We start from the raw sequence: 20980 nt of genomic DNA, 5'->3' as shown, positions 1-20980 counted from the left end.
CATTTACGGGAAAGTACAGCACCTTATTCTTCTTTTTTCTCTTTTTTAAAAGTAATCAGCGAAATGAAAAGGCATAGAAGCGTCAATTTGTTGTTGATGTTGGTATTACTGGTGGCGGTAGGTCAGATGGCGCAAACCATTTATATCCCCGCGATTGCTGATATGGCGCGTGAACTGAACGTTCGCGAAGGAGCGGTGCAAAGCGTAATGGCCGCCTACCTGCTGACCTACGGCCTGTCACAACTGTTTTACGGCCCACTTTCCGATCGCGTTGGCCGCCGTCCGGTGATCCTTACCGGAATGTCTATTTTCATGCTGGCCACGTTGGTCGCGATTACCACCCACAGCCTGACGGTACTGATTATCGCCAGTGCAATCCAGGGCATGGGAACAGGCGTCGGCGGTGTAATGGCGCGAACCTTACCGCGCGATCTGTACGAAGGCACGCAGCTGCGCCACGCGAATAGTTTGTTAAACATGGGGATTCTGGTGAGTCCGCTGCTGGCCCCGCTGATTGGCGGCATGCTGGATACCTTGTGGAACTGGCGCGCCTGTTACATCTTCCTGCTGGTTCTGTGCGCGGGCGTCACGTTTAGCATGGCGCGCTGGATGCCGGAAACGCGTCCTGCGGGCGCACCGCGTCCACGCCTTATCGCCAGCTATAAAACGCTGTTTGGTAACAGTTCTTTCACCTGTTACGTGCTGATGCTGATCGGCGGCCTGGCGGGCGTTGCGGTCTTCGAGGCCTGCTCCGGGGTATTGTTGGGCGCAAGGCTCGGTTTAAGCAGCATGGTGGTCAGTATCCTGTTTATTCTGCCCATCCCGGCGGCATTTTTCGGCGCCTGGTTCGCCGGTCGCCCGAATAAGCGTTTCTCGACGCTGATGTGGCAGTCGGTTATCTGCTGTCTGGTAGCCGGTTTAATGATGTGGATCCCGGGCCTGTTTGACGTGATGAACGTCTGGACGCTGCTGGTTCCCGCCGCACTGTTTTTCTTCGGTGCCGGGATGCTGTTTCCGCTGGCAACCAGTGGCGCAATGGAGCCTTTCCCATTCCTGGCAGGCACTGCCGGTGCGCTGGTTGGGGGATTACAGAATATTGGTTCCGGCGTGCTGGCGTGGTTCTCTGCAATGCTGCCGCAGACCGGGCAAGCCAGTTTGGGCCTGCTGATGACCCTTATGGGACTGTTGATTTTTGTTTGCTGGCTTCCGCTGGCGTCACGCGTGTCGCATCAGGGGCAGGCGGTTTAAGCGTATGATGGCCCGGCTTATCGCCGGGCTTTTCGCATTCAGGCGCGATCATCGTCGTCAGTAACGGCTCCAGCGCCGGACGCCAGGCGCCTTCCTCGCCATCATAAAACTGCGTATCCGCATTGATAGCATAGGGAATTTTCGCTTTTTTCAGTTCGCACGCCATAAAGCGGGCAAACGCCATTTGCGAGGCAGAAGGCGCGTTCCTGATGGTTTCTCCTGGCGACCAGCCTCCCACCCAACTGACATGACCCGTTTTCTGCTGCCAGTGAATGGCGGTATTGATACGGGCGCGAATAGCGGCCTTTTCTGCCGCTGTGCCTGAGGTCCACGGATATTTACCGTTATTTTTCAGCGGCCCCCACGGAAAAATATGCCATTGAGCCAGCACGGTATTCTGACTTTGCGGCGGCAGTTTCAGGTCAGGCAAATCTTCCGGCGCGGCGCGTAGTCGCGGCGCGATAAAAATCATCCGCTGCGGGTCGATGGCATGGACAGTACGAATGGTTTTGTCATACACCCGATTGAGCGACACCTGATTATGGTTGAGCTTATCAGAGGGTTCGTATATCAGGTCGAAACCCAGCAACGGCGAGCTTTGACCAAAGTAATGCGCCACCGCCACCCACCAGTTAACCACCTCTTTTTCGTTACCGGTACTGGGATCTTTTTTATATTCGTCAGCCTGATAGGCAATTATCGGGATCACGCCATACTGCTCGCAGGCTTCCACCAGCTTGCGCAGATGTATAAGCCGCGCCTCCGTGGGCTCTCCCGCCACGCGAATACGCACGTGGGTTAACCCTTTAGCCCTGTAATCCCGCACCACCAGCGGATCGAATTCACGGATACCCCGATCGGTGCGCGCCCAGTCTACGTCCATCCCAACGCCAAGCTGCTGCGCATACTGCGCCGCGGTCAGCACAGGTTGCGCGGCACACACGGTGGCGCTGGCTAACAGTAAAAGGGAAACAATCGGCTTTAACACGGTCGTCCTTACGCAAATCATCAGGAGTGATATCACGTATTTAGCATGCTTTTTCACTTTGCGTGTAGCGAGAAAGCGTAAAAAATATTCGCGACCCGCTTATTTAACCTGTTCCTGAAGCCAGCGAATAAACGCCTCGATTTTCGGCCACTGTCTGCCAGGCAGGGTGGTAATGTAGTAGTGCTGATGGCATTTCAGCGCCATATCGCCAAAAGGCGCAACCAGCTCTCCGCTGTCGAGGCGTTTTTGCACCAGCCGCTTTCGGCCCATCGCCACGCCGATATGATTCATCGCCGCAATCACCGCCAAATCAGAACGATCGAAACCAATTCCCGACGATGTCGGCAGATTCACCGAAAAATGCTGCGCCCAACTGTGCCATTCATCGGTCCCGGAGTCGTTACTCCACGCCTGTCTGTCATGCAGCAACGTACAGTGCGGTAAATTCACCAGCGAACCGGTAAGGTCATGGCGGCGAGCGTAGTCCGGGCTGCATACCGGCAGGATCTCTTCATCCATCAGGAAGTGGTGCGTGAGCTGCGCGGAGGGCGCGTCGTCAAAATAGATGGCCAGATCGACCCCGGCACGCTGCAGATTGACGTTGTCGTTCCCGGTCAGCATGGTCAGCGAAATCGACGGATAGCGACGGGTAAAGTCGCCGAGCGCCGGAACCAGCCAGCACTGAGCGATAGAAGGCCGTGAGTAGACGGTGAGGGTCCCGGACAACTCCTGATTTTTAATATCAAGGATTTCCTGATTCAGCGTATCCAGCGATGATTTCAGCGCCCAGAACACCCGCTTGCCCTCGTGGGTGAGTTCCACTTTACGATGCGAACGAACAAACAGCTGAATACCCAGCTCATCTTCCAGCTGATTAATACGATGGCTGACAGCGCTGGGGCTTAATGACAGCTCATCTGCCGCCAGCGCAAACGACTGATGTCGGGCCGCCACTTCAAAGGTATACAGCTTTGACAACTGCCAGCCGTTGAGCAGCCGATTTCTGACCTCGCGTAAGGGATCCATGTTCACCTCCTGTCCTCCTGATTCATTCGCCGGAGTGTAAAAAAGTTCGCTGCAAAAATCAGCACAAAGATGAATCAAGGTGAACCATATCGCATAAACAAAGCGTAATTAGACGTAAATCACCTACTTGATGCAATCTGGCTCATGTGAAAGGGGATTTATATCGTTTGTCAGACCATGCCTTATTTTTGTCCAATAACCCTATATTAATCACAGGGCAAGGTGAGTTATGCACTCTCAAATCTGGGTTGTGAGCACGCTGCTGATAAGCATCGTGTTAATCGTTTTGACCATCGTGAAGTTCAAATTCCACCCGTTTCTGGCGCTGCTGTTAGCCAGCTTCTTCGTGGGTACGATGATGGGTATGGGGCCGCTGGATATGGTCAATGCCATTGAGAGTGGCATCGGCGGTACGCTGGGCTTCCTCGCCGCGGTTATCGGCCTTGGGACCATTCTTGGCAAAATGATGGAAGTATCCGGCGCGGCCGAACGTATCGGCCTGACGCTACAGCGCTGTCGCTGGCTTTCCGCTGACGTCATTATGGTACTGGTCGGGCTGATTTGCGGGATCACGCTGTTTGTTGAAGTCGGCGTAGTGCTGTTGATTCCTCTGGCCTTTTCAATTGCCAAAAAAACCAATACCTCGCTACTGAAGCTGGCGATTCCGTTATGTACAGCGCTGATGGCAGTACACTGCGTCGTGCCGCCGCATCCAGCCGCCCTGTTCGTGGCGAACAAGCTGGGCGCGGACATTGGCACCGTGATTGTCTACGGCTTACTGGTGGGCTTAATGGCCTCGCTGATCGGCGGTCCGCTGTATCTGAAATTCCTCGGTAACCGTCTGCCGTTTAAACCGGTTCCGGCTGAGTTTTCCGACCCCAAGGTGCGCGACGAAAGTACGCTGCCATCGCTGGGCGCTACGCTGTTTACCGTACTGCTGCCGATTGGCCTGATGCTGGTAAAAACCGTCGCTGAGCTGAACATGGCGAAAGGCAGCACGGTTTATACGCTGTTGGAGTTTATTGGTAACCCGATCACCGCGATGTTTATTGCCGTTTTCGTGGCCTATTACATTCTCGGCCTGCGTCAGCACATTGGCATGGGTGCGCTGCTGACCCACACCGAAAACGGTTTTGGCTCCATTGCTAACATTTTGCTGATTATCGGCGCAGGCGGCGCATTCAACGCTATCCTCAAGAGCAGCGGACTGGCGGATACTCTCGCGCTGATCCTCTCGAACATGCATATGCACCCGATTCTGCTGGCTTGGCTGGTGGCGTTAATCCTGCATGCTGCGGTGGGCTCTGCCACAGTGGCGATGATGGGTGCGACGGCAATCGTGGCCCCGATGCTGCCGCTCTACCCCAACGTTAGCCCGGAGATCATCGCCATTGCCATCGGTTCCGGCGCGATTGGCTGCACGATCGTCACCGATTCCCTCTTCTGGCTGGTGAAACAGTACTGCGGCGCCACCCTAAATGAGACGTTCAAATATTATACGACCGCGACATTTATCGCGTCCGTTATTGCACTGGTTTGCACATTCCTGCTTTCCTTTATTATCTAAGCGCAAAGAGACTGACTATGGAAAACATTCAAACACTTATCGCCCAGCATCCTTTAGTGGAAGATCTGGTCGCTCTCAAGGAGACGACCTGGTTTAACCCTGGCACTACCTCTCTTGCGGAAGGTTTACCGTATGTTGGCCTGACAGAGCACGATGTTCAGGATGCCCACGCTCGTCTGACGCGCTTCGCGCCGTATCTGGCGCAGGCATTCCCGGAAACCGCAGCCACCGGCGGCATTATCGAATCTGAACTGGCCGCGATCCCAACGATGCAAAAGCGGCTGGAAAAAGAGTATGGGCAGCGCATCAACGGCGAAATTCTGCTGAAGAAAGACAGCCATCTACCGATTTCCGGCTCAATTAAAGCGCGTGGCGGTATTTATGAAGTGCTAACCCACGCGGAAAAACTGGCGCTGGAAGCCGGTCTGCTGACCACACAAGACGATTACAGCATTCTGCTTTCGCCTGAGTTTAAACAGTTCTTCAGTCAGTACAGCATCGCCGTAGGCTCCACTGGCAACCTTGGGATGTCGATCGGCATTATGAGCGCCCGTATCGGCTTTAAGGTGACGGTTCATATGTCTGCCGACGCTCGCGCATGGAAAAAAGCCAAACTGCGCAGCCACGGCGTGACGGTCGTGGAGTATGAAGAAGATTATGGCGTGGCGGTTGAGCAGGGCCGTAAGGCGGCACAATCCGATCCGAACTGTTTCTTTATCGATGATGAAAATTCCCGCACGTTGTTTTTAGGTTATGCGGTCGCCGGCCAGCGTCTGAAGGCGCAGTTCGCGCAGCAGGGGCGCGTGGTGGATGCCGACCATCCGCTGTTTGTTTACCTGCCGTGCGGCGTCGGCGGTGGGCCTGGCGGGGTGGCGTTTGGCCTGAAGCTGGCATTCGGCGATAACGTGCACTGCTTCTTCGCAGAACCGACCCATTCACCGTGCATGCTGCTGGGGATTTATACCGGGCTGCACGATAGGATTTCTGTGCAGGACATTGGCATCGATAACCTGACAGCGGCAGATGGGCTGGCGGTGGGCCGCGCGTCCGGCTTTGTTGGCCGGGCAATGGAACGTCTGCTCGACGGTCTGTACACCCTGGACGATCAGACTATGTACGACATGCTGGGCTGGCTGGCGCAGGAAGAAAGCATTCGCCTTGAGCCATCGGCGCTGGCCGGGATGGCCGGTCCGCAGCACGTTTGCGCTTCTGCTGACTATCAGCAAATGCATGGCTTCAGCGCGGAGCAGCTCAATAACGCCACCCACCTGGTGTGGGCGACCGGCGGCGGCATGGTGCCGGAAGCCGAAATGGCGCAGTATCTGGCCAAAGGACGTTAAACGCCGCTGAAATTAACGCAGCATCGCCATCAGTTCCATCGGTGAGCGATGTTGCTTCAGAAGGTCACGCATCACGCGCATATGCGGCGCGGTATGATTGAAGAAAGCGCTGTATCCGCCGCAAATCGCACTCTTTCCACTGCTGTCGCGATGCTTTGGACAATCGCCATGGCAAAAGCGTAATAGCGAACACGCCTGGCATTCCGCGCTCAGCGTGGTTCTCTTGGACTGACCAAACGCCGCTGCCCACGGGCTGGCGTTGAGCTCACTCAACGACGTGCGATGAATATTACCCAGGCGAAAATCAGGGTGAACATAGTGATCGCACTGATACAAATCGCCATTCGCTTCCAGAGCAAAAGCATGTCCGCAGGTGGAGCTTAGTGAACACATCTGCGCCGGGTGTCCGCACCATACGCCCAGAGTTGAATCAAATAACTGGACGAATACGCGGCCAATACCTTCTCTGACCCAGATATCAAAGACGGAATTCAGGAAGGTTCCCCACGCCTGAGGCGTGACGGATTCGGCGGTAAGCTCGCCGTCTTCATCATATTCAACCAGCGGAATGAACTGCAAAAAAGGCGTGCCAAGCTGGCGTAGGTAGCGATACATCTGTCCTGGTCGCTGGCTGTTCAGAGAATTAACCACTACCAGCAGATTGAACTCCACCTGATGCTTACGGAGCCTGGCAATGGCGTCCACCACCTTATGGTGAGTCGGTTTTCCGCTGCGGTTAACACGATAAGCATCGTGCAACTCGGCGGGGCCATCCAACGAAATCCCCACCAGCCAGCCGTTATCGTGCAAAAACTGACACCATTCGTCGTTGAGCAAAATCCCGTTGGTCTGGAACGCGTTATGGATTTTCTTCCCTTCCCCGTACTGTTTTTGCAACGTCACTACGCGGCGAAAAAAGTCGATGCCACAGAGGGTTGGCTCTCCGCCCTGCCAAGCGAACATCACGTCAGCCCCCGGCTGTGCGGTGATATGCTGACGAATAAACGTCTCTAAGGTGGCGTCATCCATTTCGGGTTGAGTGGGTTTATCGATGTAAAAACAGTAACGACAATCCAGGTTACAACGAGAGCTGGCTGGTTTGGCCATGACCTGACATCCTGTCATGCTAAATTCCCGATAAACGCAATAAGTTGGCGGACATGCGTTACAGCAAACAGTATTGCGAGGGATAACACCGCGAGGGAGATCATAAATTTGTCACGCACCGCGCGAGATTCAGAAAAATCGCTATGCGTAACATCCATCAGATTACGGCTGCGGGTATAGCGCCACAGAACGATCGCCACCATCGCCAGCACCACAATTGAAACCCAAAACAGGAAGCCCGCCTGATGCCAGTTGTGCTTCAGCGCCAATGCCATTAGCGCGCCATAACCCAGAAGCGTACGAAACCAGGCCAGCGATGTTCGCTCCGGTTGTAACCCCGGATCGGCGATACGTCGCGACTTACGGCTATCCGGCATACAGTACCAGTCCCATGACAATCACCGCGACAATAAACAAAATCAGACTGATGATTAACAGGCTATGGGTATAGGGCAAATCCTCTTTCAGGCGCATCGCCCTCTCATTACGCAGCCAGCGCAGGTAGCCATAAATCGCCAGACCACCGGCAAACAGGCACAGCAACAGCGCCAAAAGCTCACGAATTACCGGCGTGGCAAAATCCGGAGCCAGTTGGTCGAGACCAACGCCCGCCGCCAGAAATCCCAGCGCGGTACGGATCCACGCCAGAAAGGTACGCTCATTTGCCAGTGAGAAGCGGTAATCCGGGGCTTCTCCAAGGCGGGAAATTTTCATTCAAACTCCTCTGGCTGTCATTGCCGGATGGCGGCTAATGCCTTATCCGGCCAACAGGTAAGTGCAAATATGAGTATCTGCGCCAATTGGCATTGTAGTCAGAACTTCTGCTTTTTCTCCTCCACTTTTACGCCCTGGGTTGGTAAACCGGTGTCGTAATCGCGTACCACCGGAGAATAGCCGTCTTGCGGGCGCGGGCGAAAAGCGCCCATCCAGCGCGGTACGGCGTCAGGACGCCAGGGACGTAAACTCCACTGATAGGTGCGGAATGGATCGCGGATTTTATCCATATAGTCCAGCAGCGCATCGTGCATCTGGCAGCGAACATCGGCTAATTGCGGAGAATCTATCTGGTTGTGTAGCTCATCGGGATCGTTTCGTCTGTCGTAAAACTCATCACTGGTAAACAGGTTCAGCACCAGCTTCCAGTCATCCGTCACCCAGCAACGTACCGGTATAAATCCGCCAAAACTGTCATGTTCAATCTCATAACGATTGAACTCCACCATCACACCGCGTGGCTTTTCAACGGTAAGGATGTTTTCACCCGGCAGGATTTGTGGCTTCTCAATACCCGCCAGCGCCATCATCGTCGGCAGCAGATCGATATGGCTGACCGGCGTGTCTACCTGCATTGATTCTCCCTGAGGCGAGCGCATAATCAGCGGAATTCGCGTGATGTCGTCATACATCGCTGCCCCCTTACTGATGAGCTTATGCGCCCCCATCATCTCGCCATGATCGGAGGTGTAAATGACCCAGGTGTTGTCCCGCTGCACGGGCGTTAAGGTATTAATAACCCGGCCAATCTGGTCATCGACAAAGTCGTTGCAGGCAAAATAGAGCGGATGGTGATAGCGCCCATCATCACCTACCGGCGAAGGCATCGCTTCAGACCAAAGACGATGATGTTCAGGTTTGTTACTCAAAGAGTCGTGCGCCTTCATCCCCAGGTCATAATAAAAATCCTGATATTTCTGCAGATACTCCACGGGACAGGTAAACGGGTGATGCGGCTCGTCGTAGGAAACTACCATCAGGAAGGGTTCTTCATCACGTGCAGGGTGGCGGAGGAAATCAATCGCCCGGTTACTGATGCGGTGCGCCCAGGTAAAGGTTTCATTGATATTGTTAGCCAGCAAATCCTCCACGCTGTTCAGACCGTTACGCCACAAACCGATCTCTTTGTCCGTCAGTTCCGCGAGGTAATTTGCCCCGTCATACCAGTAGTCAGCATCCCATTCGGGCGGGCACTCGCCGGTACCAAAGTAATCGTGCCCGTCGAGATGCCACTTGCCGATGTAGCAGGTGTGATAGCCCGCATCCTTAAAATAGCGTCCCATGGTGGAGATATTTTTCCCCGGCGCGACGTTATTGGTCCACGGGCCGGACTGGTTGGCATAAATCCCGGTAAACAGCCCAGCGCGGGCCGGAGTGCACACCGGTGAGCAGGTATAAGCAGAATTGAAGCGAATACCTTCCGCCGCCAGGCTATCAATGTTATTGGTATTCACCGACTTACCACTATAACAGCCGACCATATTGGTCGCCTGAGTATCAGTCATAATGAACAGGAAATTAGGGCGGGTCATGCTTTATCCTTAGCGTCAGAGACAGGAAGTGCAGTGGCCAAACGACGTGTCTGCCAGATGCTGTAAATTAAATACATCATCACTGCCGCCGTAATTGAGTAGCAGAGAATCGTCAGCCATTGGGTGTTGTACCCTCCAAACTGCGCCAGTCCAGCATAGACGCCGAGCATCGCGGTCAGGATACCGACAGAGGCAAGTTTGGCGTTTTTCCACGGCTTCATGTCTACCGCAAAAGCATCATGGAATTTAAACGGCGTCGCACGCGGCTTGATAATGCCGATAACCAGCATCACCACCACGTTGATGCAGAAGGTACAGGCCAGTACGTAAAGGAAGTGAAAGTCGAACTTCACCAGATAATTAATGGTGATGTAGCTGACGATACCGAGTCCCATAGCGACTTTCGCTGCCAGCGCAGGGATGCGCGGGAAAAAGAATCCCATGATGATGATGGTCACCAACGGCACGTTATAAATACCGTTGAGCTGTTTCATCCAGCTGTAGAGTCCTTCCGGTGCATTAGCGATCCACGGTGCTACCAGCACGGAAATTACCGCGATAAAGAATCCGAACTTACGCCCAACCCGAACCAGCTGTTCCGGTTGGGCGTGTTGATTAATAATCCGCCGATATATTCCCATGCTAAATAAGGTACTGGCGCTGTTTAAAAATCCATTGAATGTACTGATTACCGCGCCGAATAAAACGGCACCGAAAAACCCCACCAAAGGGACAGGAAGCACGTTATTTACCAGTGTCGGATATGCCATATCCGCCTTTGGCAGATCCTGGTATAGATGAAAAGCAATTAAACCTGGTAATACCAGTACCAGTGGATCGAGCATTTTCAATACCGCTGTGAGCAATGCTCCTTTCTGCCCTTCGGCGAGGCTTTTGGAAGCCAGCGTACGTTGTACGATGCCCTGATTAGTACACCAGTAGAAGGTATTCACCAGAATCAAACCGGTAAAGGCTGCACCTATCGGCAGCGGATCGTTCGCTCCACCAATTGAGTTTAATTTCTCCGCATGTACGGTGGTCAGTTGCTCAACACCTTGTAAAAAACTGCCTTTTCCCATCGCAATCAGGCCGAACACGGGGACCATCAATCCACCAATCACCAGCCCTATACCATTGATAGAATCGGCCACCGCCATCGCACGTAAACCGCCGATCACCGCATAAATAATCCCGGCAAGGCCCAGCAAAATAACCAGTAACCAGATTGCTGCGCCCTGAGAAATATTCAGCGATTCACCGATGTGAAAAAGGCTATTCAGCGCCAGCGCCCCTGAATAAAGCACAATCGGCAGGAAGCAGACGCCAGTGGCAATAAGAAAGCAAAAGTCGATAATGATTCGCGTGGTTTTATCGTAACGCTCTTCCAGAAAATCTGGGATCGTAGCGATACCACGTTGCAGATAGCGAGGTAGAAAAATCAGCGCCAGAAAGATAAGCGTCACCGCAGAGGTGACTTCCCAACCCATAACCGACATTCCGCTTTTGTAAGCCTGACCAGACAGACCAACCAACTGTTCGGTTGAAAGGTTAGTTAACATCAATGACGCGGCAATCACCGGCGCTTTCAATGAACGCCCGGCAAGAAAATACCCTTGTTGCGATCCGGTATCCGTTTTACGGACCTTCCACCAGGTGATTAGCGCCACCAGCAGCGTAAAGCCCACAAAGCTCATAATTTGTAGCGTATTCATCTCATAGCCCTTATTTTTCATTATGTCCCGGCAGCTGTAGGGGGAATGCAAGGTAATGTGCGCCGGGTCAGGCAGTCAGATTTCTTAAAATAAAAACGTCATATCCCTGAACAGATTTTTTCTGTTAAGTTCAGGTTGTGGGCATAATTCTCCGGTGGGAAATTAAAATGAATGGAAAGATGCAAATTTCGCATGTAAAAAACGAAACTACGTACAATATTCCCCTGTTGATTCATGAAAGTGTGATCTCCAGCGGGATTTCATTGATCTCGCTGTGGCACACCTATGCCGACGAACATTATCGGGTTATTTGGCCACGTGATAAGAAAAAACCGCTGATTGCTAATTCATGGGTTGCAGTCTACACCGTCCAGGGCTGTGGAAAAATCCTTCTTAAAGGCGGTGAACAAATAACGCTTACCGGAAACTGTATAATCTTTTTAAAACCAACCGATATACAGTCTTATCACTGTGAAGGATTGGTATGGGAACAATACTGGATGGAATTCACACCAACCAGCGTAATGGATATTCCTCTACGACAACAAAGCATTATTTATAATGGTGATATTTATAATCAGGAGCTGACCGAAGTTTCGCGATTAATTACATCCCCAGACTCAATAAAAAATAATCTGGCAGTCGCCTTTCTCACAAAAATAATTTATCAATGGATTTGTCTTATTTACGCCGAAGGTAAAAAAGACCCACAGCGCATACAGATTGAAAAACTGATTGCCACTCTACATACCAGTCTACAAAAACGGTGGAGCGTGGCGGATATGGCAGCCACTATCCCCTGTAGCGAAGCCTGGCTACGTCGTCTTTTTTTACGCTATACCGGAAAAACACCGAAAGAATACTATCTGGATGCGCGGCTGGAACTGGCGCTGTCGCTGCTAAAGCAGGAGGGAAATACGGTCGGGCAGGTCGCTGATATACTTAACTTCTTTGACTCGTTTCATTTCAGCAAAGCGTTTAAGCATAAATTTGGCTATGCGCCGTCGGCGGTATTGAAACATGCGGACCGGCACCCAGAGGATGCCGGTCAACTGGGTTAGCGCAGTTCCGGCCAGTACTCTTTGTTAGCGTCGATCAAATCATCCAGAATCGCTTTAGCTACAGACGCACTCGGCACGGTTTTCGACAGGGTGATAGCCTGCCACAAACGCTGGTAAGAGCGGTGCTCCCAGGCATCGACCACCAGCTTCTCAACCGCCACCTGCTGGCTCATCAACCCTTTCTGGAACTGCGGGATATCCCCCACCGTCAGCGGTTCCGGGCCGTTATGCCCCACCAGGCATGGGATCTCGACCATCGCTTCATCATCAAAGTTATGAATCGCACCATTATTTGGCACAATCAGCAGCATCCGCTCCTGAGTGTTAAAGGCGATGGCCGCCGCCAGATCGACAATGTAGGAAGCATGTTCGTCAATCTCCAGTTCACCGGCCGCAGAATGGCCCGCCTCAATAATGGCCCGGCAGGAACCGAACACCTGTTTTTCGCGGTGATCCATAACCTCGTTGGCACGGGTACGCTGCGGATTGGAGTGCTGGACCACGTAATCCGGAAACAGATAGTATTTCAGGTAGGTATTTGGCATGGTGTCCGGATCCAGCGCCTGCACATCCTTCGCCTTAGCGAAGGTATCGTTCCAGCTCGCCTCCGTATGCGGGTCGTTCGATGGCGGCACATAACCATGCTTCGCCACGTATTCACGCAGCTTCGGCATCAAATCGTTACCCTGGAGATCTTCAATTGATGTCCACCAGCCAAAGTGGTTCAGCCCGTAGTAGCGCACGCGCATCTGTTTACGATCTTTAAGGCCGACGATCTGCGCCATCCGTCCTTCAATACCGATGGGCATATCGCAAATATTGAGGATTTTCGCATTTGGACGCAGTCTACGCGTGGCTTCAGCCACAATTGCCGCCGGGTTAGAGTAGTTAAGCATCCAGGCGTTTGGTGAATATTTTTCCATATAATCCACCAGTTCCAGCACACCGCCAATAGATCGCATGCCGTAGGCAATCCCGCCCGGCCCACAGGTTTCCTGGCCTAACACCCCGTGACGTAATGGGATTTTCTCGTCTTGTTCACGCATTGGGTATTTACCCACGCGGATATGTGCCATCACAAAATCAACATCGGTAAACGCAGTTTTGGGATCGGTGGTGTAACTAAACTCTATCTCCGGCGCCTGCTCTTTGAGGATGATTTTACACGCCTCGGCAATCACCTCCTGACGCGCGCCATCGTTGTCATAAAATTTCAGCGCACGAAGCGGGAAACGGTCCTGGTTTGCCAGCAACATCAGCACGATGCCTGGAGTGAAGGTACTACCGCCACCTGCGATAACCACTGAGAATTTTTTCATGATACTGCCTCCGTCATGGGGATGTGTTCGTTTGATAAAGTAGATTTCATTAGCGTTTCGAGCTGGTCGCGTACCTGAGGGACGTGTAAACCAACAATGACCTGAATACCATTGCCGCGACGCACAACACCGTGTGCACCCAGCGCTTTGAAGACGTCATCGCTTTGCGTTTTCGCCATGTCGTGAAGCGCAATCCGCAGGCGAGTGGCGCAGTTATTAATACTTTCGATATTGCCTGCGCCGCCTAACGCTTGCAGAAAACCGGCCGCCTGCCCCAGTTTGGTGTCTGGCGCAGCAGCGGTGGTTTGCCCACGCGCGGCTTTATAGTCAGCTTTGGTGTAGAGTTTGATTTCGCTATCTTCCCGGCCCGGCGTTTTCAGGTTGAAGCGCAGGATCAGCGCGCGGAAGATGGTGAAATAGATCGCGGTAAAGGCCAGGCCAATCGCTATCTGGGTGAACATCATTCCGGCATGGTTGTGGAACATTGGGATCCAGTTTTGCGGTAAGAACTGGTCAAGCAGGCCGCCACCCATATTGCCTACCACGCCGCAGAGATACATTACCGTCGCCATGGAGGCCGCCAGCACGGCGTGTACCGCAAACAGCAAGGGTGAGATAAACAGGAAGGTGAACTCCAGCGGTTCGGTAATCCCAACCAACACAGCCGTTAGCGTAGCGGGGATCAATAATCCCGCCACCTTCACCCGGTTTTCCGGAGAGGCAGTGAAGTAAAGCGCCAGAGCAATACCTAATGAACCAAAGATTTTCGAATTGCCGTGCAGAGCAAAACCCCCTTCCGGGAACAGCGTTTTCAGCGACTCTGTGCTTTGGCTGAATTCCTGCAAGTGCTGCGCCCAGTAGACCTGGATGCCGCCTTCCACCGCCGCAGGGCCGAAGATAAATGGACCATAGACGAAGTGATGCAGCCCGGTCGGAATCAAAATACGCTCAAGGAAGGTATAAACCCATACCCCCAGCGCACCCGCAGAACGCAGAAAAGCTTGCAGAGATTCAATCCCCATCTGCACCTTTGGCCAACCCAGCAGCGTCAGCCAGGCACAGGGAATCATCACCAGGAAGGCAATGATCACCACAAACGATGTTCCCTGAAAAATACCGAGAAATACTGGCAAGGGTTTGTCGAAATAACGGTTATGCAAGGCAGTAACAATACCGGAAATGACAATGGCGCCGATGATGCTGGTATCTAGTGTTTTAATCCCGGCCATCATCGTTAAGCCGCTACCTGCCGTCGGGTCTGCGCTAAAATCCACGCCGAAGAAATCTCCCCAGGTCATGCCCATGGCATTGATGAAGTCATTCCACGTAAGAAAGCTGACCAGTACCGCCAGACAAGCGCGCCCCTGAGCCTGTTTCGCCAGACCGATCGGCAGACCAACGGCGAAAATCAGCGGCATATTGCGAAATACCGTCCAGCCACCTTCTTCGATGATATGAACGATTTGTGCGAACAAACTGTTGGGATCGGTAAGCGCTTCACCCACAAACAGCGGGTTGCGCAGCATAATAGCGATACCGACGACGATACCGGCAAAGGGAAACAGCAGCACCGGGGTGAACATCGCGCCGCCAAAGCGTTGTATTTGACTGAGCATTTTCACATCCTCATATAACAACCAGTAGGGGAGAGGCCTTTTTTGTAGTGATTGCTGGCCTGATACGAGAATAGAAAGTTGCGATCCTTCAGACATGGCATGCCGCTGCGATTCGTGATCGCTTTCATGGTTTTAATTTCGGCAATGAGGTCTACTTTTTACGTAAAAGTTAGACATCAAAAGGTTTATGGTGCAGTAATTAAAAGAAAAAAGAGGTCTGGTAGTGATCTACAAATCAATTGCGGAACGACTACGAATTCGCCTGAATTCTTCTGATTACAACATCGGTAGCCCGTTGCCTGGTGAAAAAAAGCTTGCCCAAGAGTTCGCGGTTTCACGAATGACGATCCGTAAAGCAATTGATATGTTGATTGGCTGGGGATTGGTCGTACGCCGTCATGGGAGTGGAACTTATGTGGCGCGCAAAGATGTCCATCATGAAACCACAAACCTTACCGGACTGGCGGAAGTACTGAAGCGACAAGGGAAAGAGGTCACCAGTGAAGTACTGGTATTTGAAGTGATGCCCGCACCACCAGCAATTGCCAGCCAACTGCGTATCCAGATTAATGAACGCATCTACTTCTCACGTCGCGTTCGCTATGTGGACGGCAAGCCGCTGATGCTTGAAGACAGCTACATGCCGGTAAAATTATTCCGTAATTTATCGCTGGCGCATCTGGAAGGGTCAAAATTCGATTACATCGAGAAAGAGTGCGGAATAACTATCAGCGGCAACTATGAAAGTCTGACTCCCGTTCTTGCCGATAAGCAGCTTTCCGCGCAGATGAACGTACCTGAACAGACGCCATTGCTGCGGATTACCTCACTGTCCTACAGCGATAGCGGGGAGTTTTTGAATTATTCGGTGATGTTCAGAAACGCCAGCGAGTACCAGGTGGACTACCACTTACGGCGCGTCCACCCAGACTCAGCCTGACTAACCCATCCCCCAAAAAATCACCGCCAGCAGTTGCGGCGTGATAATTCGCAGGAACATCACCAGCGGATAAACGGTCGCATACGACAGCGCCGCTGCCCCGCTGGTGGCATGCAGGTTGTTAGCAAATGCCAGTGCAGGCGGATCGGTCATTGAGCCAGCCAGCATTCCGCACAGCGTGAGGTAGTTCATTTTGACGAAAATCCTCGCCAGCAGCCCCACGGTAATCAGCGGAATCGCGGTGATGAAAATACCGTAGCCCACCCAGCTCAGGCCATCCCCCTGCGTCAGGGTATGAACAAAATCACCGCCTGACTTCAGGCCAACCACTGCGAGAAACAGCACAATACCCAACTCTCGCAGCGCCAGGTTAGCGCTGGGGGGCATAAACCAATACAGCTTACCAATGCTGCCAATACGCCCCAGGATCAAGGCCATAATCAGCGGCCCACCGGCCAGCCCCAGTTTTAGCGCCACCGGGAACCCCGGAATGAAAAGCGGGATTGAACCCAGCAGAACACCCAGCCCGATCCCGATAAATACCGGCAGCATCTGCACCTGCTGCAGTTTTTGCTGGGCGTTACCCACCACATTGGCAACAGCATCAATCGAGGAAGGTCGACCGACCAGATTGAGGATGTCGCCAAACTGCAGACTGGCGTCGCTGCTGGCTACCAGCTCAACCCCCGCACGGTTCAGACGGGAGATAACCACGTCGTAACGTTCTTTGAAATGCAGGTCGCGGATTCGTTTCCCCAGCACCTGTTCGTTGGTCACCACCACGCGCTCAACGCGTAAATCGGTGCCTCGCGTCGACAGCGATGTGTCCACCTCCTGCCCAATCACCACCTGCGCGTTGTGCAGATCAGCAGGCTGACCAACCAGGTGTAGCAGGTCGCCCATCTGGATAATCGTTCCCGGCGACGGCACCATCAATGTTTCTTCACGTTTCAAACGTGAGCAGATGATTTTGTCGCTGTTCAGGATTGGGACATCCTGAATAGCCATATTGTTGAGGTTCGGGTTTTCCACACGGATATTCATCGTCTGAATCAGCGCGTGTCCGTTGGTCAGCGTGGATTCATGCTGATGGGCTTCGGCATCGACGTTAACGCGAAAAATAAGGCGCATCAGCCACATAGTGAGCAAAATACCGCAGATACCAAAAGGATAAGCCATGGCATAGCTCATCCCCATCTGATCCACCACATCAACAGGAGTACCCAGATCGCGCAGAATCTGCTGCCCCGCGCCTAACGCCGGAGTATTGGTGACCGCACCGGAAAAAATGCCCAGCACCACGGGAAGGGGAATGGCAAAAATCTTATGCAGGATCGCGGTGACCAGGCCACCCATGATAACAATCAGCACGGCAAACAGATTCAGCCGTAGGCCCGAAACGCGCAGTGACGCAAAAAAGCCCGGCCCCACCTGAATACCGATGGTGTAGACGAAAAGAATCAGGCCAAATTCCTGAATAAAATGCAGCATGTCGCCGCTCAGGGTCATCCCTGCCTGATCGACAAAATGCCCGACAATAATACCGCCGAACAGCACGCCTCCGATGCCAAAACCAACACCACGTATTTTTATGTTGCCGATCCATAATCCGACAACTGCCACCATTGCCAGAACGCTGACCGTCAATGCTATATCACTCATTTTCCTGTTCCCTGTGAATAACATTTTATTTAACGAAGATTATGACTGAACCGTTCAGGCATGAATGCAGAGTGGCGCACATTATCATGCTACAGAGCGCCCAGGAGCGCTTAAGAAGGACGTTCTTTACTGTTTTTCTTCACGTCGATTTGAAATTGCTGAATGCTTTTTTCTGGCAATGGCAGCGCTTCCGGCATCCTGCCCTCCCAGATAATAGTTTCATGTGGGCTGATGCACAAAAAAGCCCCGTCATTTCTGGCGGGGCAAAGGCATGGAGCTATTTAACTGTCTAATGCGGGACGTTCGCTGATGGCGATACGTTGTGGAGCGATGGTTTCAGGTTCATTCCGGGTCAAATCGATATGCAGCAAGCCGTTAGTGAAGCTTGCGCCGGAGACTTCCATATTTTCAGCCAGCGTAAAGCTCAGGCTGAACGGCTGAGTGACCAGCCCCTGATGCAACCATTTGGTCTCTTTTTCCGGCTGCTGCGGCGTACCTTTCACGGTCAGGCGTGTGCCTTCCAGTTGAATATCCAGATCTTCCTGGCGGAAACCGGCTAACGCAAGGGTAATGCGGTAGTGGTTATCATCGCTCTTTTCGATGTTATAAGGCGGGAAGCTCTGGCTTTCGCCCGTGTTTTGCAAGGCATTGGCCAGTTTGTCAAAACCGATCCATTGACGCAGCAGTGGGGATAAATCGTAGTTACGCATAATAATCTCCTTCTAAGAAGCGAGTAAGTACCTTTTGGCTCCCTGACGGCAAGCCGATTGCTTAGCAGGGCCGCCTGAAGCGGCCCACAGAATTAGTTGATTTCGATGCGGCGCGGCTTATTCGCCTCGGGAATCACGCGTTCGAGATCGATATACAGCAGACCATTCACCAGGTTCGCGCCGCGAACATGAATGTTCTCCGCTAACTGGAACTTACGTTCGAAGTTGCGCTCGGCAATCCCCTGATACAGGTAAGTATGTTCTTTTTGATCGTCCGCATGGGCGCCTTTCACCACCAGCAGATTGTCCTGGGCAGTAATTTCCAGTTCGCTTTCAGCAAAACCAGCAACGGCAATCGCAATTCGGTAATGGTTTTCGTCTACCAGCTCAACGTTATACGGAGGGTAGCCGCCATTGCTCTGGCCCTGATTGTTTTCCAGCAGGTTAAACAGGCGATCAAAACCAATAGCAGAACGGTACAGCGGGGATAAATCAAAGTTACGCATAATCAATAGCTCCTGAAATCAGCGAGAATAATAGACCTTCCATCATGGACAGGTCAGGTAGCCAGGACACCCATCAGGCATGCCCTTCATTTGTCTACACTCTAAAAATGGGTCTTAATACAAACTTTTCAAGCGTATTCATCTGACTTTTTTTGCAGTTTGTTGTCTATTGCATACACTGGTGTGAGCAGTTGTTATCGTTAAATCGCGATAGCCGCCACAGTGTGACGAAATGGTGATGTTATTTTCGCAACGGATCGCTTTAACTCACCATGCAAACACAATAAATACAGATGAAAAAAATGATGATAAAAAAAATGTTGGTAACACTGACAATGTGCAGCGGGATGGCGTTTGTGAGCGGCTGTTCCAGCATTATGTCGCATACCGGAGGCAAAGAAGGGACGTATCCTGGCACGCGCGCCAGCGCCACAATGATTAGCGAAAGTGATACAAACTGGGGAACCAAGTCACTGGCGATTCTGGATATGCCGTTTACCGCAGTACTGGATACAGTATTACTTCCGTGGGATCTCTTTCGCAAAGATAACTCGGTGAGATCCCGTGTAGAAAAAAGCGAGGAGAGAACGCAGGCCACGAACGCCGTTATCCCTCCGGCTGAAATGCCTGCTCCTTAAGTTAACGCCCAGTCTCTGTTACCCACAACTGGCGGAAACCCTCGACGTCTTCCATCCACGCAACCTGTCGACCATCAGGAGAGAAGATGATCGCATCGCCCGATGGTGGGTTGCCGTGACGGTCCGTTAGAAAATCAACCTCTCCCGTCTGAGCATCACAACAAGCAATTTTGTTATCCAGTACAAACCCCAGCCATTTCCCTGACGGATGCCAGTTGAATGCTGACTGAATATCCGTGGCGCAGCGGGTAAGCTGACGCGGTTCTCCTCCTTGTGGGGAAATCAGCCACAGTTGCACAATGCCGACGTCATCACGCATTAAAAATGCAATCTCAGATGCCTTTGGATTACTGCGCACCCAATGGCGCGGCTGATTTACCAGACCGGGAAAGGCGCGCGCATGAGTAAACGTCAGGCGGCGTTGATTAATACCGAATGGCGGCGCAGGCATTGTCGCCTCAGTGCCCTCCAGCGGAGCGTCGCCCGGCTGTTTCCAGCCGCTTTCATCCTGAGGTAAATCAACAATAAATAACTCCGGCACTTTCTCGCCCGTGACTGATAACGTATCACCGATAAACGCCAGTCTGTTTTCCCCTACCCAGCCCTCTTCATAGGCGCGGTTAATCTCATCGCTACCCGGTTTAGGCGTGGGTGTCGTCTGGGTTACCAGCACGCACCAATGGCTCCCGCTGTACTCACGGGGATGCTGCGCGGAGACCGTCACCGGACCATAGGGCGCAGCCACACCGACATTGCGTAGATCCAGCTCCGGTGAGCGCTCATGCAGCACATGGTCGTTATAGGTGAAACTGACAAACTCGCCGCTCGGGCTAAATACATGCACATGACTCCCGCCGCGCAGCGCGCCCGGCGTATATGGGGCGGTAATATCCATTGCATCCAGATTCTCCACTTTTGCCTGCGTAGCTATCACCCCACACCGATGATGGAAGTCGTAATGCCATGTTTCATCAGGATTTTCAGGCCCATGAATAAACACATATTTTTCCAACTTTGGATGAACGGTCACCACGCCAACGTGCGATCCCTGCATGGCCCGATAAATCACCTCCAGCTCGCCAGTATGAATATTGACGCGCTCAATTGTGTCGCCGGTAAAAGAGGCACCGGAAGGGCGCACATCAAAGACCAGCCACTGGCTGTCCGGTGTCCAGGTATTGATATTGGTAAGCTGATGATTACGCGGCGTAAAGGTGATTTGCTTCATGGAATG

The 20980-nt window shown here is 52.6% G+C and carries 20 protein-coding genes and 1 other annotated feature; of the genes, 7 read left to right on the top strand and 13 right to left on the bottom strand.

Annotation, left to right across the window (positions count from 1 at the left end; genetic code table 11):
• Nucleotides 1–63 precede the first annotated feature (63 nt).
• Nucleotides 64–1248, top strand: a complete 1185-nt coding sequence (gene emrD, locus OGV38_RS17950) for a multidrug efflux MFS transporter EmrD (RefSeq protein WP_047498775.1) — start codon at nt 64–66, stop codon at nt 1246–1248.
• Here emrD and OGV38_RS17945 read toward each other — a convergent pair.
• Nucleotides 1175–2257, bottom strand: coding sequence for a cellulase family glycosylhydrolase (locus OGV38_RS17945; RefSeq protein ID WP_047358470.1), 1083 nt, complete (start codon nt 2255–2257; stop codon nt 1175–1177). The two genes, emrD and OGV38_RS17945, sit on opposite strands and share 74 nt — an antisense overlap.
• Before the next feature lie 78 nt (nt 2258–2335).
• Nucleotides 2336–3262: a DNA-binding transcriptional regulator DsdC gene (dsdC, locus tag OGV38_RS17940; RefSeq protein ID WP_016155054.1), complete on the bottom strand. Its 927-nt coding sequence runs from the start codon at nt 3260–3262 to the stop codon at nt 2336–2338.
• Nucleotides 3263–3491: 229 nt separating this feature from the next.
• Here dsdC and dsdX point away from each other — a divergent pair, with 229 nt between their 5' ends.
• Both dsdX and dsdA read left to right on the top strand, forming a co-directional pair.
• On the top strand, nt 3492–4829 hold the full coding sequence (gene dsdX / locus OGV38_RS17935) for a D-serine transporter DsdX (RefSeq protein ID WP_286474289.1): 1338 nt from the start codon (nt 3492–3494) through the stop codon (nt 4827–4829).
• A 17-nt stretch (nt 4830–4846) separates the two neighbouring features.
• Nucleotides 4847–6169 carry a D-serine ammonia-lyase gene (dsdA, locus tag OGV38_RS17930; protein ID WP_269519248.1) on the top strand — a complete coding sequence of 441 codons (1323 nt, stop codon included), beginning with the start codon at nt 4847–4849 and terminating at the stop codon, nt 6167–6169.
• 12 nt (nt 6170–6181) lie between these two features.
• Here dsdA and OGV38_RS17925 read toward each other — a convergent pair whose 3' ends face one another.
• From OGV38_RS17925 to OGV38_RS17905, 5 genes are all read right to left on the bottom strand, one after another.
• On the bottom strand, nt 6182–7294 hold the full coding sequence (locus tag OGV38_RS17925; RefSeq protein ID WP_286474285.1) for an anaerobic sulfatase maturase: 1113 nt from the start codon (nt 7292–7294) through the stop codon (nt 6182–6184).
• Entirely contained in the window at nt 7291–7653 is a 363-nt protein-coding gene (locus OGV38_RS17920) for a DUF202 domain-containing protein (RefSeq protein WP_019078012.1), read from the bottom strand. The genes OGV38_RS17925 and OGV38_RS17920 overlap by 4 nt, the downstream gene beginning before the upstream one ends.
• Nucleotides 7643–7990: a YidH family protein gene (locus OGV38_RS17915; protein ID WP_016157812.1), complete on the bottom strand. Its 348-nt coding sequence runs from the start codon at nt 7988–7990 to the stop codon at nt 7643–7645. Before OGV38_RS17915 ends, OGV38_RS17920 begins: the two co-directional genes overlap by 11 nt.
• A gap of 98 nt (nt 7991–8088) precedes the next feature.
• On the bottom strand, nt 8089–9582 hold the full coding sequence (locus OGV38_RS17910) for a sulfatase-like hydrolase/transferase (protein ID WP_269519254.1): 1494 nt from the start codon (nt 9580–9582) through the stop codon (nt 8089–8091).
• Entirely contained in the window at nt 9579–11294 is a 1716-nt protein-coding gene (locus OGV38_RS17905; protein ID WP_286474277.1) for a solute:sodium symporter family transporter, read from the bottom strand. Before OGV38_RS17905 ends, OGV38_RS17910 begins: the two co-directional genes overlap by 4 nt.
• A gap of 167 nt (nt 11295–11461) precedes the next feature.
• Here OGV38_RS17905 and OGV38_RS17900 point away from each other — a divergent pair, with 167 nt between their 5' ends.
• Entirely contained in the window at nt 11462–12355 is an 894-nt protein-coding gene (locus OGV38_RS17900; protein ID WP_286474275.1) for an AraC family transcriptional regulator, read from the top strand.
• Here OGV38_RS17900 and OGV38_RS17895 read toward each other — a convergent pair.
• Together OGV38_RS17895 and OGV38_RS17890 are read right to left on the bottom strand one after the other, a co-directional pair.
• Complete coding sequence (locus OGV38_RS17895; RefSeq protein ID WP_019078008.1) at nt 12352–13674, bottom strand: 6-phospho-alpha-glucosidase; 1323 nt, start codon at nt 13672–13674, stop codon at nt 12352–12354. The genes OGV38_RS17900 and OGV38_RS17895 overlap by 4 nt on opposite strands.
• Entirely contained in the window at nt 13671–15290 is a 1620-nt protein-coding gene (locus tag OGV38_RS17890) for an alpha-glucoside-specific PTS transporter subunit IIBC (RefSeq protein ID WP_286474271.1), read from the bottom strand. Before OGV38_RS17890 ends, OGV38_RS17895 begins: the two co-directional genes overlap by 4 nt.
• 223 nt (nt 15291–15513) lie before the next feature.
• Here OGV38_RS17890 and OGV38_RS17885 point away from each other — a divergent pair, with 223 nt between their 5' ends.
• The gene (locus tag OGV38_RS17885) at nt 15514–16230 is read left to right on the top strand and encodes a GntR family transcriptional regulator (protein WP_046276201.1); all 717 of its coding nucleotides are present in this window, start codon (nt 15514–15516) and stop codon (nt 16228–16230) included.
• Here OGV38_RS17885 and OGV38_RS17880 read toward each other — a convergent pair whose 3' ends face one another.
• Complete coding sequence (locus OGV38_RS17880; protein ID WP_016155061.1) at nt 16231–17892, bottom strand: putative transporter; 1662 nt, start codon at nt 17890–17892, stop codon at nt 16231–16233.
• A 71-nt stretch (nt 17893–17963) separates the two neighbouring features.
• On the opposite strand from OGV38_RS17880, the gene OGV38_RS17875 reads away from it, so the two are divergent.
• Nucleotides 17964–18185 carry a hypothetical protein gene (locus OGV38_RS17875; RefSeq protein WP_137380264.1) on the top strand — a complete coding sequence of 74 codons (222 nt, stop codon included), beginning with the start codon at nt 17964–17966 and terminating at the stop codon, nt 18183–18185.
• On the opposite strand, the gene ibpB is transcribed toward OGV38_RS17875, so the two are convergent.
• Together ibpB and ibpA are read right to left on the bottom strand one after the other, a co-directional pair.
• On the bottom strand, nt 18174–18602 hold the full coding sequence (ibpB, locus tag OGV38_RS17870; protein ID WP_003827096.1) for a small heat shock chaperone IbpB: 429 nt from the start codon (nt 18600–18602) through the stop codon (nt 18174–18176). The two genes, OGV38_RS17875 and ibpB, sit on opposite strands and share 12 nt — an antisense overlap.
• A gap of 92 nt (nt 18603–18694) precedes the next feature.
• Complete coding sequence (gene ibpA, locus OGV38_RS17865; protein ID WP_286474267.1) at nt 18695–19108, bottom strand: small heat shock chaperone IbpA; 414 nt, start codon at nt 19106–19108, stop codon at nt 18695–18697.
• Nucleotides 19102–19174: a sequence feature (ROSE (Repression Of Heat Shock gene Expression) occurs in the 5'-region of heat shock genes and acts as an RNA thermometer to modulate expression.), on the bottom strand. It overlaps the preceding gene by 7 nt.
• A gap of 239 nt (nt 19175–19413) precedes the next feature.
• Between ibpA and OGV38_RS17860 the strand changes: the two genes are divergently transcribed.
• On the top strand, nt 19414–19746 hold the full coding sequence (locus OGV38_RS17860; protein ID WP_165500175.1) for a YceK/YidQ family lipoprotein: 333 nt from the start codon (nt 19414–19416) through the stop codon (nt 19744–19746).
• A 1-nt stretch (nt 19747) separates the two neighbouring features.
• On the opposite strand, the gene OGV38_RS17855 is transcribed toward OGV38_RS17860, so the two are convergent.
• Nucleotides 19748–20974 (bottom strand): YidR family protein, encoded by a 1227-nt coding sequence (locus OGV38_RS17855; RefSeq protein WP_286474264.1) that lies wholly within the window; start codon nt 20972–20974, stop codon nt 19748–19750.
• Between the last annotated feature and the right edge of the window lie 6 nt (nt 20975–20980).

Source organism: Citrobacter sp. Cb080 (genome assembly GCF_030334745.1).
GTDB lineage: Bacteria > Pseudomonadota > Gammaproteobacteria > Enterobacterales > Enterobacteriaceae > Citrobacter > Citrobacter braakii.
Note: the sequence above shows the minus strand (reverse complement) of the source record. Positions and strands in the feature narration are given on the sequence as shown.

Coding starts and splice junctions, on each gene's coding strand:
- OGV38_RS17860 (WP_165500175.1), top strand. CDS start 19,414: ATGATAAAAAAAATGTTGGTAACACTGACAATGTGCAGCGGGATGGCG.
- OGV38_RS17925 (WP_286474285.1), bottom strand. CDS start 7,294: ATGACAGGATGTCAGGTCATGGCCAAACCAGCCAGCTCTCGTTGTAAC.
- ibpB (WP_003827096.1), bottom strand. CDS start 18,602: ATGCGTAACTACGATTTATCCCCACTGCTGCGTCAATGGATCGGTTTT.
- dsdX (WP_286474289.1), top strand. CDS start 3,492: ATGCACTCTCAAATCTGGGTTGTGAGCACGCTGCTGATAAGCATCGTG.
- OGV38_RS17945 (WP_047358470.1), bottom strand. CDS start 2,257: ATGATTTGCGTAAGGACGACCGTGTTAAAGCCGATTGTTTCCCTTTTA.
- emrD (WP_047498775.1), top strand. CDS start 64: ATGAAAAGGCATAGAAGCGTCAATTTGTTGTTGATGTTGGTATTACTG.
- OGV38_RS17905 (WP_286474277.1), bottom strand. CDS start 11,294: ATGAATACGCTACAAATTATGAGCTTTGTGGGCTTTACGCTGCTGGTG.
- OGV38_RS17915 (WP_016157812.1), bottom strand. CDS start 7,990: ATGAAAATTTCCCGCCTTGGAGAAGCCCCGGATTACCGCTTCTCACTG.
- ibpA (WP_286474267.1), bottom strand. CDS start 19,108: ATGCGTAACTTTGATTTATCCCCGCTGTACCGTTCTGCTATTGGTTTT.
- dsdA (WP_269519248.1), top strand. CDS start 4,847: ATGGAAAACATTCAAACACTTATCGCCCAGCATCCTTTAGTGGAAGAT.
- OGV38_RS17910 (WP_269519254.1), bottom strand. CDS start 9,582: ATGACCCGCCCTAATTTCCTGTTCATTATGACTGATACTCAGGCGACC.
- OGV38_RS17880 (WP_016155061.1), bottom strand. CDS start 17,892: ATGAGTGATATAGCATTGACGGTCAGCGTTCTGGCAATGGTGGCAGTT.
- dsdC (WP_016155054.1), bottom strand. CDS start 3,262: ATGGATCCCTTACGCGAGGTCAGAAATCGGCTGCTCAACGGCTGGCAG.
- OGV38_RS17895 (WP_019078008.1), bottom strand. CDS start 13,674: ATGAAAAAATTCTCAGTGGTTATCGCAGGTGGCGGTAGTACCTTCACT.
- OGV38_RS17900 (WP_286474275.1), top strand. CDS start 11,462: ATGAATGGAAAGATGCAAATTTCGCATGTAAAAAACGAAACTACGTAC.
- OGV38_RS17890 (WP_286474271.1), bottom strand. CDS start 15,290: ATGCTCAGTCAAATACAACGCTTTGGCGGCGCGATGTTCACCCCGGTG.
- OGV38_RS17855 (WP_286474264.1), bottom strand. CDS start 20,974: ATGAAGCAAATCACCTTTACGCCGCGTAATCATCAGCTTACCAATATC.
- OGV38_RS17920 (WP_019078012.1), bottom strand. CDS start 7,653: ATGCCGGATAGCCGTAAGTCGCGACGTATCGCCGATCCGGGGTTACAA.